Origin of the sequence: Pseudomonas sp. SIMBA_041 (assembly GCF_046535095.1) — a bacterium.
Lineage (GTDB): Bacteria > Pseudomonadota > Gammaproteobacteria > Pseudomonadales > Pseudomonadaceae > Aquipseudomonas > Aquipseudomonas mucoides.
Map to the genome: position 1 here is coordinate 251,519 of NZ_JAWRXJ010000008.1, position 15,522 is coordinate 267,040.

The following is a 15,522-nucleotide window of genomic DNA, read 5'->3' on the forward strand; positions in this document are numbered from 1 at the left end:
CAAGCATGTTCAATGACCTGAGTCGCCTCGGTAAATACCTCGGTCAGGCCGCGCGCCTGATGGTCGGCATGCCCGACTACGACAACTACGTCGAGCATATGCAAACCAAACACCCGGACAAACCGGTGATGAGCTACGAGATGTTCTTCCGCGAACGCCAGGAAGCTCGTTACGGTGGCAAGGGTGGGCCGAAGTGCTGTTGATCCGGTTGTCGGCTTAACAGCAATACCTGTGGGAGCGAGCTTGCTCGCGATGGCGGAATTTCAATCAACAGTGATGTTGAATGTTAAGCCGCTATCGCGAGCAAGCTCGCTCCCACAGTTGTTTTGTGTTGATACTTTAATTTTGTGAGTCAGGAGATCCAGTTTGTCCTCTCCCATCCCGGTAACAATCCTCAGCGGCTTCCTCGGCGCTGGCAAGACCACGCTGTTGCGCCACCTGCTCAAAGCCGAGCACGGGCTGAAAATCGCCGTGATCGAAAACGAATTCAGTGATGCCGGTATCGACCCCCAACTGTTGGGCGACGAGCCGGTACAAGTCATGACGCTGTCCAACGGCTGTGTCTGCTGCACCATCCACACCGACCTCACCAAAGCGCTGTACCTGTTGCTCGAACGCCTGGACAGCGGCGACATCGCCTTCGACCGTCTGGTGATCGAATGCACCGGGCTGGCCGATCCGGCGCCGGTGGCGCAAACCTTCTTCATCGATGAAGAGCTGCGCGAGCGCTACATCCTCGACGGCATCATCACCCTGGTGGACGCGGCGCACGCCGAGACTCACCTGACCCAAACCATCGCCCAGGCGCAAATCGGTTTCGCCGACCGCTTGCTGGTGAGCAAACGCGATCTGGTGGACGAGCCGGCGTTCACCGCATTGAGTGAGCGTCTGACCCGCATCAACCGGCGTGCACCGATCCGCGTGGTCGATCACGGCCAGATCGACCTGGCCGAATTGCTCGACGTGCGTGGTTTTAACCTGAATGCCGACCTCGGCGGTGGCGTGAGTTTGCGTCCGGTGAGCAAAGCGCCGTCCATCGACCGCATCTCCAGCCTGGTGCTGCGCACCGACAAGCCACTGGATATCGACAAACTCAGCGAGTTCATGAATGAGCTGCTGGAGGATCACGGCAAGCAGTTGCTGCGCTACAAAGGCGTGTTGAACATTGCTGGCGAGCCGCGACGCATGGTGTTCCAGGGTGTCCTGAAGTTGTACGGATTCGACTGGGACACGGAATGGGCAGAGGGCGAGGCGCGGGAAAGTGTGATCGTGTTTATTGCCGATGATTTGCCGGAAGAGAAGATTCGTGAGGGATTTGCGCGGGTGGCGGCGCAGCCCTGATATTTTCGGTGGCTGAAAGAGCCTCTTCGCGAGCAGGCTCACTTCTACAGGGGAATGCATTCCAATTGTAGGCGTGAGCCTGCTCGCGATGGCGATTTACCCGGCAACACGATTCTGGCTGAGAGTCGGCCCAGAGCTCAGCAACACCGCTCCCAAATGATCCAGATGCTGATTCAGCAAGGCGACCGCCATCTCCTCATCGCCACGCTCCACCGCCGTCAAAACCCGCTGATGCACCTGCCAATCGCAATAACCCTCCAGCCAGCCATCAAACTGCGCAACGGCCAACGCAGTCAGCGGCACCAGACTGTCCAGAAAATGCGCCAAAGGAGCATTCCCCGCCATTTTCGCCAGTTGTAAATGAAACTCCCCCGACAACCGAATCGCCGAACCACGCTGGGTACTTTCGCGCTCGCTGTCGATCAACGCTCCCAGGCGTTTTAACGCGTGCGGGCACGGGTGCTGACAGGCCAACCGCACCAGCGTGATCTCGGCCAGCCGCCGTGCATGCAGCGTTTGCCGGACCTGCTCGACATTGAGCGCAGCGACACGGGGCCGATGATTTGCCCGAAGGACGATGATCTGCTGATGAGCCAATCGCGTCAGTACACCCCGGATATCACCGCGTCGAGCGTTGAACACTTGCGCCAGGCTTTCTTCGGTAAAACGACTGCCCGCATCAAGGCGCTGTTCGAGAATCGCATCGAAAACCCGTGAATACAGATTCTCCTCCCGGTTGGGAAAGGGCAGGGCAACAAGCGTCTGCGGTGAAGCGAAGCTGTTCATGGCCGGTCTCCGGTTCCAATGGTTTTAACTGCCGAGGTTGTCTTCCGGTATGTTCAATTCGATGCCCATTCGCCGTCCTTCGCGAAGGATGTGCCGACGCATTTCGGCACTGGCCTGGGCGCTGTTCTTGCTACGGATGGCGCGCACCACGGCTTCGTTTTCTTCCAAGCGCTCGGCCAGGTGTTCCGGCGAGTTGCGCAGCACTTGCGCGCTTTGCTTGAGTGCATTACTGGTCTGCTGCACCACGCTCTGGAAAATCGGATTGGACGTCAGCGTGAACAATTCTTCGTGGAAGGCGATGTAGGCGTTGACCCCGGCCTCGGCGTCGTTGGCTTCCAGCGCTTCGCGCATGTCCATCAGGGTCAGGCGCAGTTGCCCGACTTCCTTGCTGCTGATCGACTGCGCCACCAGACCGACGATGAACGGCTCAAGGGTGTAGCGCAGCTGCAGCACGTCTTCCAGGCTCGCGCCGGCCACTGCGCTGTCGCGGCTTTGGCTGTCGCCGAGGTGGGCGTCGAGCACCACCACGCCTTTGCCCGGCATCGAGCGCACCAGGCCGAGGGTTTCCAGCACGATCACGGCTTCGCGCAGACTCGGACGACTGATGCCCAGTTGCTCGGCCAGTTCACGCTGGCCCGGCAACATCTCGCCGGAGCGCCACTGACCACGGGCCAGTGCGGCCCGAAGTTTTTCTACGACTGAATTGACGACCGTTGAAGTGGTAATCACGGTTTGCTCCATGGATAAAGGCAGGGGAGCCCGCCGTCTGGCAGGCTCCCACTTGATTCAAAATTCCTGCTGGTGCGCCGGCGCGACCGGTTTTCTCGGCTGGAAGGTATAACCCACCTGACCGGAAAGCACCTTGTTCGCGCGCTGGATGTCTATGTCTTTCTCCCAACGGGCGATGGCCACGGTGGCAACGCAGTTGCCGATCAGGTTGGTCAGCGCCCGGCCGATGCCCATGAACCAGTCCACCGCGAGCACCAACACCAGGCCAACCACCGGAATCGCCGGGATCGCCGTCAGGGTGGCCGCGAGAATCACCAGCGCCGAGCCGGGAATACCGTGGGCGCCTTTGGACGTGATCAAGGACACCAGCAGAATCGTGAGCAAGTCGGTCATGGCCAGCGGCGTACCGGTGGCGTTGGCGATGAACACGATGGCGAGGGTCAGGTAAATCGAGAAACCGTCGAGGTTGAACGAGTAACCGGTCGGAATCACCAGCCCGACCGTCGAGCTGCCGATGCCCAGATGCTCAAGCTTGCGCATGATTTGCGGCAACACGGCGTCTGACGAAGCGGTGCCCATGACGATCAGCAGTTCTTCGCGCAGGTACTTGAGCAGCGGCCACATACGCAGGCCGGACAGGCGCATCACCAGGCCGAGGATCAGCGACACAAAAGCGGCGCACGTCAGGTAAAACAGGCCGACCAGGCTGCCCAGATGCTGCAGCGAATCCAGGCCATATTTGCTGGTGGTGAAGGCTATTGCGCCGAACACGCCGATCGGCGCCAGGCGCACGATCATGCCCATGATGCGGAAAATGACGTGGCTCAGTTCATTGATCAGTCGGGAGATGCCCGAGGCCGCTTCGCCCACCAGGTTCAACGCGCTGCCGAACAGCACCGAAAACAGCAGCACCTGCAGGATGTTGTTGTCGGCGAAGGCGCCAATCACCGAGGTCGGGATCAGGTCCATCAGGAATTGCGTGGTGGTGTGCATGTGCTGGCCGCGCTGGGCGATGTCACCCATGTCGGCAGCAGAGAGCTGATCCAGATGAATGTTCGCGCCACTGCCGATGCCGGTGCTGAAGGCGAAGACCAGGCCGATCACCAAGGCGATGGTGGTCAACACTTCAAAGTAAATCACCGATTTGAGGCCAATGCGCCCGACCTTCTTCAGATCGCCGGCACCGCTGATGCCGCTGACCACCACACAAAACACGATCAGGCCAATGAGCATCTTGATCAGCTTGATGAAGCCGTCGCCGAGGGGTTTGAGCTGGGCGGAGTATTCGGGAAGGGTCAGCCCGCAGACGATGCCGAGCACCAGTCCGAGAACCACTTGAAGGAAGATTGAACGCGAGCACCATCTGAGCATGGGAGGAATCCTGGTCGGTGTCCTGGCTGCCGTGCGCGAGGCGCATCAGATTCAGGACTTAATTATTGTGGTCTTACCGGTATGTCCAGTGCAGGCGCAGTCTAGACGCAGGTTTTAGGTGGTCGCAAGCAGAAATTGCATCAGCGGCATGACCGGTCTTACCAGTTGCGCGGAATGCCCCGATCTTGAGCCTTTTCGACCCTCGAAAAAATCACAGGTGAAAAAAAACCGGCCATCTCTGGCCGGTTTTTCATGTTGCTGGTCTAGCGGTGCAATTAAGCGCCGTACACCGGCAGTTTCTTGCAGATGGCCTTGACCTTCTCACGAACGGCGTCGATTACCGCTTCGTTGTTCAGGTCAGCCAGGATGTCGCAGATCCAGCCAGCCAGTTCCTTGCACTCGGCTTCCTTGAAGCCGCGAGTGGTTACCGCCGGAGTGCCGAAGCGCAGGCCGGAGGTGACGAACGGGGAGCGAGGGTCGTTTGGCACGGAGTTCTTGTTCACGGTGATGAACGCCTTGCCCAAAGCGGCGTCAGCGTCTTTACCGGAGATTTCCTGCTTGATCAGCGACAGCAGGAACAGGTGGTTCTCGGTACCGCCGGAAACCACGTCGAACCCGCGCTCGATGAATACGCCGGCCATGGCCTTGGCGTTTTTCACCACTTGTTGCTGGTAGGTCTTGAACTCAGGCTGCAGCGCTTCCTTGAAGCAGATCGCTTTAGCGGCGATCACGTGCTCCAGCGGGCCACCCTGGGCGCCCGGGAATACCGCGGAGTTCAGCTTTTTCTCGATGTCAGCGTTGGCGCGAGCCAGGATCAGGCCGCCACGTGGACCGCGCAGGGTCTTGTGCGTGGTGGTGGTCACGACGTCAGCGAATGGCACCGGGTTCGGGTAGACGCCAGCGGCGACCAGACCGGCCACGTGGGCCATGTCGACGAACAGGTAAGCACCGACTTTGTCAGCGATTTCGCGGAAGCGTGGGAAGTCCAGAATCTGCGAGTAGGCAGAGAAACCGGCCACGATCATTTTCGGCTTGTGCTCAACCGCCAGACGCTCGACTTCGTCGTAGTCGATCAGGCCGTTGGCGTCGATGCCGTACTGGATGGCGTTGTACAGTTTGCCGGAGGATGAAACGCTGGCACCGTGGGTCAGGTGACCACCGTGGGCCAGGCTCATGCCCAGGATGGTGTCGCCAGCCGACAGCAGGGCCAGGTAAACGGCGCTGTTGGCTTGGGAACCGGCGTGCGGTTGAACGTTGGCGTAATCGGCGCCGAACAGTTCCTTGGCTCGATCAATTGCAAGCTGCTCGACGACGTCGACGAACTCGCAACCACCGTAGTAGCGCTTGCCCGGGTAGCCTTCGGCGTACTTGTTGGTCAGTACCGAGCCTTGAGCCTCCATCACCGCTGGGCTGGTGTAGTTTTCCGAAGCGATCAGCTCGATGTGTTCTTCCTGGCGCTGAGCTTCTTGCTCCATGGCGGCAAAAAGATCGGCGTCGTACTTGGCAATAGTCAAATCACGGCTGAACATGGCGGTCCTCAAGGATCGGGGGCAGAAAAGGGGGGCATTCTAACCCAACCGCTTTTAGATGGCATATGAAAGGACATCATGTCGCAGACAAGTGGGCTTCATGACGGGATCAGCGGTGATCGTGCTGGCCTCATCGCCAGCAAGCTCGCTCCGACAGTGGATCTGCGGTGTTCACAAAGGGGTGTACACCCCAAAACCCTGTGGGAGCGAACTTGCTCGTGATAGGGCCGGTCGCTGCCGCACAAAATCTCAGTCGAACATGAAGAGCGCATCATTGCTGAACTGCGCCTCAAACCGATTGGCCGGCATTGGTCGTCCGAACAGATACCCCTGAACCTCATCGCACCCATGCTCACGCAGGAATTCGAGTTGCTCATGGGTTTCTACGCCTTCGGCGATCACCGCCAGGTTCAGGCTGTGGGCCATGGCGATGATCGCTCGGGCAATCTGTGCATCCTGTTCGCCCGACGGCAGCCCATCGACGAAGGTGCGGTCGATTTTCAGCACATCGATCGGGAATTGCTTGAGGTAGTTGAGCGATGAATAACCGGTGCCGAAGTCGTCGACCGCAATGCTCAGGCCGAGGTTCTTTAGCCCGGCGAGTATCTGCATCGCTTCGCTGACTTCGCGCATCAGGATACTTTCGGTCAGTTCCAGCTCCAGGCACGCTGGCGGCAGGCCGGTTTCCCTGAGAATGGTGGCGATCCGCGTGCCCAACTGGCCGTCGGAGAACTGCCGCGCCGAGATGTTCACCGACACCTTCGGCACACGGACCTTGGTCTGGTGCCAGGTCTTGAGCTGACGGCAGGCTTCGGCGATCACCCAGTCGCCGACATCCACCACCAGACCGAGCTCTTCGAGCACCGGAATGAAATCCCCCGGCGGCACCAGTCCGCGTCGCGGATGACGCCAGCGCAGCAAGGCTTCGGCACCGGTCAGGCGTTTACCATCGCCGCTGAACTGCGGTTGGTAATACAGCACGAATTCGTTCTGTTCCAGGGCGTGGCGCAAGTCGCTTTCCAGCTCCAGGCGTTCCAGGGCGCTGGCGTTCATGTCCGCCTGATAAAACTGGAAATTATTCTTGCCGCGTTCCTTGGCGTGGTACATCGCCGTGTCGGCGTTCTTCATCAACTGACTGAGTTCGTTGCCGTCCTGCGGGCTCAGGGCGATGCCGATACTGGCCGTGACGAAGAACTCGCGCCCTTCGAGCACAAAGGGTTTTACCAGGCTGGCGAGAATCTGTTCTGCCACGTGGATCGCCCGGTTCAGCGCGACTTCACGGTTGACCTTCGGCTGCAGCAGCAAGGTGAATTCATCGCCGCCCATGCGTGCCACGGTGTCGTCATCGTCGACGCAGCCGAGCAGGCGCGTGGCCATTTCCTTGAGCATGCGGTCGCCGGCGGCGTGACCGAGGGAGTCGTTGATCGGTTTGAAACGGTCAAGGTCGAGGAACATCAGCACCACCCACGACTTCTGTCGTTCCGCCGATTGCAGCGCGGTGTGCAGGCGATCCTGGAACAGCGTGCGGTTGGGCAGGTGGGTCAGTGCGTCGTAGTAGGCGAGGCGGTGAATCCGCTGCTCACTGGCCTTGCGTTCGCTGATGTCGCTGAAGAAGCACACGTAACTGGCCAGGTCGCCTTCGTCATCGAGTACCGCCGTGATACCGACCCAGGCCGGGTAGTGTTCGCCGCTACGGCGCTTGAGCCAGACTTCACCTTCCCATGTGCTGTTTTGATGAAGTTGCTTGAGCACATAGCGCAGATGCGCTTCCTGCTGCTCGTCGACGGTCAGGATGTTCGGCAACTGGTCGAGCACCTGTTCCACGGCGTAACCACTGACGCGACTGAACGCTTCGTTGGCCTGAACGATGTAACCGGCCGGGTCGGTGATCAGGATCGCCGAGGTCGAGTGCTCAAATACCGTGGCCGCCATGCGCAGGTCTTTCTCGGCCCGGCGCTGCTGGCTGATGTCGCGACCGACACCGAGCACGCCTTCGAAGGCACCGTGTTCGTCCCAGACCAGCACCAGCCGCAGCTCGATGGGAATCTTGCGACCGTCGGCCCGCAGGCAATCGAACAGGAACAGTTGGGTCTGCACCTGGCTGCGCAACAGCGCCAGTTGCTCGGGTTTATCCAGCGCTTTGCTGACCCGGTCCATCAGGGTGAAGATGCCGGTCAGTTGTTGCGGGTTGGCGACGATCGATTGCCAACCGTTCTGGAAGATCCAGTCTGAGTCATAACCCAGCACGGCTTGCACCGAGGGGCTGACGTAGTTGAGCGACAGCTTGCTGTCGGTGGAGAAAATCACGTCGCTGATGCTTTCGGCGAGCATCCGGTAACGCTGCTCGCTGTCGCGCAACGATTCGCTGGCTTCGATCTGGTCGGTGATGTCCTTGGCCACGCCAATGATGCGCGTGACTTGATTGTGCTTGTCCCGTGCCAGGGCCTGTTCACGAATCTCGAATCGCCGCCATTTGCCGTCGCGATGACGGAAGCGCAGTTGGCACTGCATCAATTGACTGTAACCCGCCTGGCGCTGGGTCTGGCGGGAGCGGTGGTAGAAATCGGCGTCTTCGGGGTGCAGCAGGATTTCCCAGAAATACTCACCCATTTGATGCAGTTCGGTGCGGTCGTAACCCAGGGTCTGGCCCAGGTGGTGGTTACTGAAAATCATCCGCTGGCTGATCACATCCTGCACGTACAGGTGATCCGGCACGGTGCGCACCACATCGGACCAGAACCCTTCACGTTCCAGCAGCGACAGCTCGATCAGTTTGCGGCTGGTGATGTCGGTGATGCTCAGGATCACCGCTTTGTAGTCGTCCTGATCGGCCGGCAGGCGCAGAACCAGCCACAAATGCTGATCACGCTCATTGGCGCCCTGCAATTTGATTTCCAGCTCTAGCTGGTTTTGCTGGTTGAGCACCGCTTCAAGCACTTGATTGCCGATGGCGGTGCCGTCCAGCGGATTACCATCAATCAGCAGGTTCCAGGCTTGATCGCAGGAATTGACGTTGAGCAGTTGCAGGGCAACCAGGTTGACCTCGGTGATGCGCAGCTCCTGCAGCAGTTGCCGTCGTTGTTCCGGATTATCAAGCCAGGCCTGCAATTGTTCGCTGCTGTTCAGCTGCGCCTTGTCGAAAACGCTCTTGAGCCCGGAAACATCGAGAACACAGAGGGCAACTCCCGTCCCTTCGAAAATGTCCTGATAACGTCGACGGCCTTCATGCACCTGGCGTTGACGCCGGCGCATGTTCAGCAACGCAATGAAGGGCAGTAACGAGAGCGCCAGGCCCAGCAGGCATTTGCCGATGAAGGCCGGCAGCAGGTCTTCGAGCACCCGCTGCCGATCGAACAACCCACGCAGCTGCCAGTCGCTGCTGCTCAGGGGAACGGTCAGCACACTGCTGGCCAGTTCATCTGGCGTCAGCACGGTTGGCGTGCTTGACGGCAATGCATCATCGCGGCTGATGATCTGGCGATTGACGCGGTTCTCCACCAGCCACAGCGGGCGGATGCCGGCTTCGTTTTGTTTGGTCAGGGCCGAGAAAAAGGTCGGTGTCAGGCGCAAGGCCCAATAGCCTCGCGTGCTGCCGCTGGCCTGATGCAATAGTAGATGCACCATGGAGCCGTCATCGGCATTACTGAAATAGTGCGCCTGGGCGTGACTGCGCCGCACCAGTTCACTCAGGTAGTCGGCGTCCTGACTGTCAGTGGCACTGTCGCTGATAATCTTTCCGGAGGGACTGAGCAACGCCAGGCTGCGCAATTCGGGCAATGACTGCTGCAGCTTGCGCAGCAACGCCTGTTGTTCGTCGGCACTTTGCGGTTGCTCGACGATCGGTAGCAGGTTAAGGGCGATCTGGGCGTTGAGCGCCATGTTCAGGCTGATTTGCGCGGCCAGGTCGGCGGTGTAATCGATGGTGTATTGGCGCTGGTGTTTCTGGGTTTCGCGAAGTTGATCCAGCAACTGCCAGAACAGCAGCGCGAGCAGTAACAGGACGAGGGTGGCCAGTGCGCCTTTCAAGGTTCCGCGCAGGGGCGAGCCGGTCGCAGGACTGGGGGCGCTCACGGGAACTGGCGGGGTGGCATTAGGCAAACTGGAATCCTGCGGTTTGACTGGACTGGCGCGACGTGCACTATAAGCCTGACGCCCGAAGGGCGGCTAGCATGCCTTGAGTTGTGGCTAAGTGCCAGCCCCTGTCGGCTGGACTGCCTTCCGTCATTCAGGTAGCTTTGCCGGTTACGCGGGAGCGTTCCAGCTCCTAAACTCAGACTTTTTCAGCGCGCACGCATTGACCCCCATCAATCGAACGACGCGCACGGTCTGGCCGGGCTTCGCCTGCGCTGCAATCATTCATCTGTCACTGACCCAAGGTTCTCCATGGCTCAATACGTCTTCACCATGCATCGGCTGGGCAAAGTTGTTCCGCCGAAGCGGGAAATCCTGAAAAACATTTCTCTGTCGTTCTTCCCCGGCGCCAAGATCGGCGTACTCGGCCTCAACGGTTCGGGTAAGTCCACGCTGCTGAAAATCATGGCCGGCGTCGACACCGAGTTCGAGGGCGAAGCCCGTCCGATGCAGGAGCTGAACATCGGCTACTTGCCACAGGAACCGATCCTGGACCCGACCAAGACCGTGCGTGAAGTGGTCGAGGAAGCGGTCAGCGTGATCAAGAACGCCCAGGCGCGCCTGGACGAGGTCTACGCGGCTTACGCTGAAGAAGATGCCGACTTCGACAAACTGGCGGCAGAACAGGCCAAGCTCGAAGCTATCCTGCAAGCCAGCGACGGTCACAACCTGGATCGCCAACTGGAAGTCGCCGCCGATGCGCTGCGCCTGCCGGCGTGGGATGCCAAGGTCGAATTCCTGTCCGGTGGTGAAAAGCGTCGTGTGGCCCTGTGCCGCCTGCTGCTGTCCGCCCCCGACATGCTGCTGCTCGACGAACCGACCAACCACCTGGACGCCGATTCCGTCGCCTGGCTGGAGCACTTCCTGCACGACTTCCCGGGCACCGTGGTAGCGATCACGCACGACCGTTACTTCCTGGACAACGTTGCCGGCTGGATTCTGGAACTCGACCGCGGCGCCGGTATTCCGTACGAGGGCAACTATTCGGGTTGGCTCGAAGCCAAGTCCGATCGTCTGGCCGCTGAATCCAAGCAGCAATCGGCTCACGAAAAAGCCATGAAGGAAGAACTGGAGTGGGTGCGCAAAGGCGCCAAGGCCCGCCAGTCCAAATCCAAGGCTCGTCTGCAACGCTTCGAAGAAATGCAATCGCAGGAATTCCAGAAGCGCAGCGAAACCAACGAGATCTACATCCCGGCCGGTCCGCGCCTGGGCGACAAGGTCATCGAGTTCAAGAACGTCTCCAAGGGTTACGGCGATCGCGTGTTGATCGACAACCTGTCGTTCTCCATGCCTAAAGGCGCCATCGTGGGCGTGATCGGCGGTAACGGTGCCGGTAAATCGACCCTGTTCCGCATGCTGATGGGCAAGGAACAACCGGATTCGGGCAGCATCGAAGTCGGCGAAACCGTGCAACTGGCGTGTGTCGATCAGAGCCGAGAAGACCTGGACGGCAGCAAGACCGTGTTCCAGCAGATCTCCGACGGTTCGGACCAGATCCGCATCGGCAACTACGAGATCCCGTCGCGTACCTACGTCGGTCGCTTCAACTTCAAGGGCGGCGATCAGCAGAAGTTCGTCAAGGACCTGTCCGGTGGTGAGCGTGGTCGCTTGCACCTGGCCCTGACCCTGAAAGAGGGCGGCAACGTCCTGCTGCTCGACGAACCGTCCAACGACCTCGACGTTGAAACCCTGCGTTCCCTGGAAGAAGCCCTGCTGGACTTCCCGGGCGCCGCCATTGTGATCTCTCACGATCGGTGGTTCCTTGACCGCGTCGCGACCCACATCCTGGCGTACGAAGACGATTCGCAAGCGGTGTTCTTCGAAGGTAACTACACCGAATACGAAGCCGACCGCCGCAAGCGTCTCGGCGAAGCGGCTACCCAGCCGCATCGTGTACGGCACAAGAAACTGGCCTGATATCGGGTCGGTTGCATAAAAAACGGAGCCTTCGGGGCTCCGTTTTTTTATGGGCGTTCAGATAGACCCAGTCGCGAAAGCGGCCTGATGGTCACTCAATATCTATGCTCAACACCTCAATCACCAAATCCCCCACCGGCCGTTTCCAAACCACCTCATCCCCCACCCGCGCGCCCAACAACGCCCGCCCCAACGGCGAGCCCCAATTGATTAATCCGCTGGCGGCATCCGCTTGATCCTCACCCACCAACTGCACACGTTGTTCGCTGCCCTGTTCATCGGCAAAGGTCACCCAGGCGCCAATCTGTACCTTGTCGGTCGAGGAAGCAGTCACGACCAGTTGAGCGCTTTGCAGTCGCTGGTTGAAATACCGCCAGTCACGCTCAAGGTCGGCCTGGCGCTGTTTGTCGGCCAGTTCACCTTTCGCGCTCTGTTCATTGATCAGGTTTTGCACCTCGGCGACTTTCGCCTGCAACTGCGCAAGTCCTGTGGGTGTGACGTAATTGGGTTGTGTGCTGACCTGCCGTTCGACCGGCTGATCGGCTTGCTCGGCGGCGTTATCTTCGTTGACGAATGCCCGGCTCATGGTCTTCTCCCGTTATAGGGTTTGGGCCATGGTTGCAGGCCTTTAGTTTCGGCGGATGTCTGTAAGCGACTCATGGCGAGTGATAGGCACGTGCAGCGTCCTGGTCTTTCTGTTGCTGCCAGGCTTTGTCCCGGTCGTCCCAATGGTGGCTGCGATAGTCATCGCGGTTCTGGTTCTCGAGCATGGCCTGACACTGACGAAAGCCATCGCTCCAGCCTTCGGCGTACTGCTTGTCCTTGAGATAACGCGGGACGTTTTTGCGAAATTCGCCACTGATCGCCCCGGCGGCTTGCCGTCCACTGCTGCAACCGTCATCGAAGCCGTCGGCGAAAGCCGGTGGATAACCTTTGGAGATCAACTCTTCGTGGGTTGTCTGGCAACCTGCGATCAACATCAACACACCTATGACTGCAACGCAGCGCCACATCTCAAACTCCCGGGCCGTGCAACGGCTATAAGGGAAGTCTAGAAGTGGATTCGTGAGGCGTGTGTGAAAGGCCTGTGATGAATCTGTCGGATAACGCCAATCCCCGTGTAGGAGTGAGCCTGCTCGCGATAGCGGTGTGACAGTCGACATCAATGCTGAATGACAGTCCGCTATCGCCAGCAGGCTCACGCCTACAGGGGGGGGCGGTGGATTTTAGTCAGTAGTGATACCACTTCACTTCAAGCATCACTTCGTTCTCGGGTGTGGCGAGGTGGCTGAAGTCGCGCTGGGCGCTCAGGCGCAGGCCGAGGTTGCGCGACAGTTCCCACTGCTGATTCAGGCTGATGTTGCGGCGCACTTCGCCATTGGTGAAGAAATCGCCCTTGGTCTCCAGACTGAAGTTGCCCAGTGGGTTTTTCCACAGTACGCCAGTGTTGAAGCCCGCCGCGGGGGCGATGAATTCGGCGAAGTCATTGTTGTGTTCGATGCGCACCGTGCCCAGTGCAAAACCGAGCATGTCCTCGCCCAATTGCCAGGTACCGCCGCCACCGCCATTGACGTGGCTGACCAGGGTTTCGTCGTCATGCTTGCCCGGCACCCGCTCCAGGCCGCCCGTTACCTGCCACGACAGCGGCTGCAGCAGCTCGTTGCGCGGGGTCAGGGAGCGAATTGTCGCCAGATCCAGCTGCTGAAACTGCCAGTGATTGCCTTCGTACTGGCGCAGTTTCATTTGCAGGATTTCAATCTGGGCGCCGAGCGGGAAGCTTTCGGCGTTGTCGTTGAGATCGTGATAGGCCATGCGCAAGCCGTATTCGCCAAACGCCTTGTCACCGCGGGTGCCGATGCCGGCCTGCCTGGTGCGCGATTCATGGCCATCCTCGGGCAGGCCGGGTTGTGGGATATCCAGTTCCGGCGCCGGGTTCTGGTTGATCGCCCGCAGCAGTTCGAAACTGCGCTGAGCCCGCGCCGGGTCGCGCTCCTGACCATTGGCGCGGTAGCGTTCAAGACGATAGGCCGCATCGATGATCAGCGCCTGGCGAGCCTTGGGTTGCGCCTTGAACGCGGGCGCCTGCAACTGTTTCTGATCGGCGCTGACTTTGAGCACCCATTGCTGTTCTTCAGGGTTCAGCGGTTCGGCACGACTTAACAACTCACGTTCGCGGGACGGACGGTATTGAATGGATTCCACCAGACCGGCCTCTTTCACGGCTTTGACGGTGTCGGTCGGAATCGCAGTCAGCGGGAATTGCTCGGTCAGGCGCAGGCTCGGCCGTGCCACTTGCAGCAATTCCAGCAGGCGGTAGGAGCAGTTTTCGTCGAAGAAAAAATAGTCGAACTTGATCTGTTTCAGCTCCCAGACATGCTCGACCATGCGTGCGGTTTCTTCCTGGGTCAGGTTCAGCCGGTATTCCCACAAGTCACGGTTCTCGAGGCTGCGGTATTCCGAGAGTTTTTCCTGATAGGGCACCAGCGCGAACAGCCCCGGATAACCGCCCATCAAGCCTTTCCAGGCATAGAGGATGCTGTTGTCCGAACCTTCGATGTAGGCGCCGAAGTTGATCGCATAACTGAGCAGGGCCGTGTGGTCGCTCTGTACATCAGCCTGGTCGATGCGCAGCAACGTGTGGCCAAACATTGATGACGGACTGTTCAAATACGCTGCCGGGAAAATCATCACCGCACTGTGGGGCGAGACGTCCTTGAACCATTGCTTGAATTCGCTGCAGTCCAGTGTCGGCAGATCGGTCAGGTTGAGCTGTGCTTTCAGCCAGCGGGTACGGGCCGGATAGACGCATTGGGCGTGGTGTTCGCCGGCGCTGGCCGGGGCGTACAACGCTTGCACGGTGGCGGCCAGTTCATGGTCGGGGTGTTCGTTGCCGTCGGGCGCGAGGAAGAATTTCTTGTCGCTGACATAGCTGCGCCAGCCGCCGAGCTTGGCGGTTTCATAGTGGCCCAGGGAAATCCAGAAGGGGTCATTGGCCAGTTGCTGCAAACGTTGAGGTTCGATGTGCGGCGCGGCGGCCAGCGGGGCGCAGACACAGAGCGCCAGCCAGGCAAGGCGTTTGAGCATAGTGGGCAACTTAAGTCGAAAAAAACAAAGACCCAAGGAGGGGCGGGTCAAAAAAATAAATCCGCTCCCCGAAAGGAGCGGGCGGTTCGAGCTTAAGCTTGAGTGGCGTACTTGGCCAGACGCGGATCGCTCTTCAGAACGGCCAGGGTGTTGGTATGCACGTCTTCAGCGGTCACGTCAGCCTTGCTGAAAATTTGCTGGAAGTGCTCGTGAGTCACGGCGGCGAAATGCGCACGGTCTTCCGGCGCCACGCCCAGGACCACGGCGTAAGTGGTCAGCGCTTCGCCCTGACCTTTGGCCATGTCTTCGGACAGCTCGTTCATCATGCCATTCATGGCAAACCAGGATTTGCCGCCGTAGGTCAGCGACGCATTCGTTGCGCAGCCGTTGGTGCCGGAGGTCATACCGAAGGTTGCGTTGCCGGAGGTGCCGTTGGTGGTGGAGGCCAGGAAGTGAGCCGGGGTGCCACGCTGACCTTCGAACAGCATGTTGCCCCAACCGCAATCCGGCCCGCCTGGGGCTTGCGCCATGGCGTTGAGGGATACAACGGTGAAGAGAGTACCGAGAAGAATCCGTTTCATAGCTATGTTCTCTTAGTGTGCATACCAATGGACAAGGGGTTCTGGCCCGTGTC

Annotated in this window: 12 protein-coding genes; 3 read left to right on the top strand and 9 right to left on the bottom strand. The window is 59.6% G+C overall.

Features of this window, described 5'->3' with window-relative positions; genetic code table 11:
• Window positions 1-5: 5 nt before the first annotated feature.
• Window positions 6-203, top strand: coding sequence for a YbdD/YjiX family protein (locus tag SB725_RS20895; RefSeq protein ID WP_007895266.1), 198 nt, complete (start codon window positions 6-8; stop codon window positions 201-203).
• A gap of 163 nt (window positions 204-366) precedes the next feature.
• A complete protein-coding gene (yjiA, locus tag SB725_RS20900) occupies window positions 367-1,341 on the top strand; it encodes a GTPase (RefSeq protein WP_410922550.1) in 975 nt (324 codons plus the stop codon).
• A gap of 96 nt (window positions 1,342-1,437) precedes the next feature.
• Here yjiA and SB725_RS20905 read toward each other — a convergent pair whose 3' ends face one another.
• From SB725_RS20905 to SB725_RS20925, 5 genes are all read right to left on the bottom strand, one after another.
• On the bottom strand, window positions 1,438-2,127 hold the full coding sequence (locus SB725_RS20905) for a GntR family transcriptional regulator (RefSeq protein WP_027924219.1): 690 nt from the start codon (window positions 2,125-2,127) through the stop codon (window positions 1,438-1,440).
• Window positions 2,128-2,151: 24 nt separating this feature from the next.
• A complete protein-coding gene (locus SB725_RS20910) occupies window positions 2,152-2,856 on the bottom strand; it encodes a FadR/GntR family transcriptional regulator (RefSeq protein ID WP_410922551.1) in 705 nt (234 codons plus the stop codon).
• Window positions 2,857-2,913: 57 nt separating this feature from the next.
• On the bottom strand, window positions 2,914-4,227 hold the full coding sequence (locus SB725_RS20915) for a C4-dicarboxylate transporter DctA (RefSeq protein ID WP_027924217.1): 1,314 nt from the start codon (window positions 4,225-4,227) through the stop codon (window positions 2,914-2,916).
• Window positions 4,228-4,502: 275 nt separating this feature from the next.
• On the bottom strand, window positions 4,503-5,756 hold the full coding sequence (gene glyA / locus SB725_RS20920; protein ID WP_059182128.1) for a serine hydroxymethyltransferase: 1,254 nt from the start codon (window positions 5,754-5,756) through the stop codon (window positions 4,503-4,505).
• A 249-nt stretch (window positions 5,757-6,005) separates the two neighbouring features.
• On the bottom strand, window positions 6,006-9,854 hold the full coding sequence (locus SB725_RS20925) for an EAL domain-containing protein (protein ID WP_410922552.1): 3,849 nt from the start codon (window positions 9,852-9,854) through the stop codon (window positions 6,006-6,008).
• Between the two features lie 285 nt (window positions 9,855-10,139).
• Here SB725_RS20925 and ettA point away from each other — a divergent pair, with 285 nt between their 5' ends.
• A complete protein-coding gene (gene ettA, locus SB725_RS20930; protein ID WP_027924214.1) occupies window positions 10,140-11,804 on the top strand; it encodes an energy-dependent translational throttle protein EttA in 1,665 nt (554 codons plus the stop codon).
• A gap of 91 nt (window positions 11,805-11,895) precedes the next feature.
• On the opposite strand, the gene SB725_RS20935 is transcribed toward ettA, so the two are convergent.
• From SB725_RS20935 to SB725_RS20950, 4 genes are all read right to left on the bottom strand, one after another.
• Entirely contained in the window at window positions 11,896-12,390 is a 495-nt protein-coding gene (locus SB725_RS20935) for a GreA/GreB family elongation factor (protein WP_027924213.1), read from the bottom strand.
• 70 nt (window positions 12,391-12,460) lie between these two features.
• Window positions 12,461-12,817, bottom strand: a complete 357-nt coding sequence (locus SB725_RS20940) for a hypothetical protein (protein WP_059182130.1) — start codon at window positions 12,815-12,817, stop codon at window positions 12,461-12,463.
• Between the two features lie 217 nt (window positions 12,818-13,034).
• On the bottom strand, window positions 13,035-14,888 hold the full coding sequence (locus SB725_RS20945) for a DUF4105 domain-containing protein (protein WP_410922553.1): 1,854 nt from the start codon (window positions 14,886-14,888) through the stop codon (window positions 13,035-13,037).
• 92 nt (window positions 14,889-14,980) lie between these two features.
• The gene (locus tag SB725_RS20950; protein ID WP_027924210.1) at window positions 14,981-15,469 is read right to left on the bottom strand and encodes a DUF3015 domain-containing protein; all 489 of its coding nucleotides are present in this window, start codon (window positions 15,467-15,469) and stop codon (window positions 14,981-14,983) included.
• Window positions 15,470-15,522: the final 53 nt, after the last annotated feature.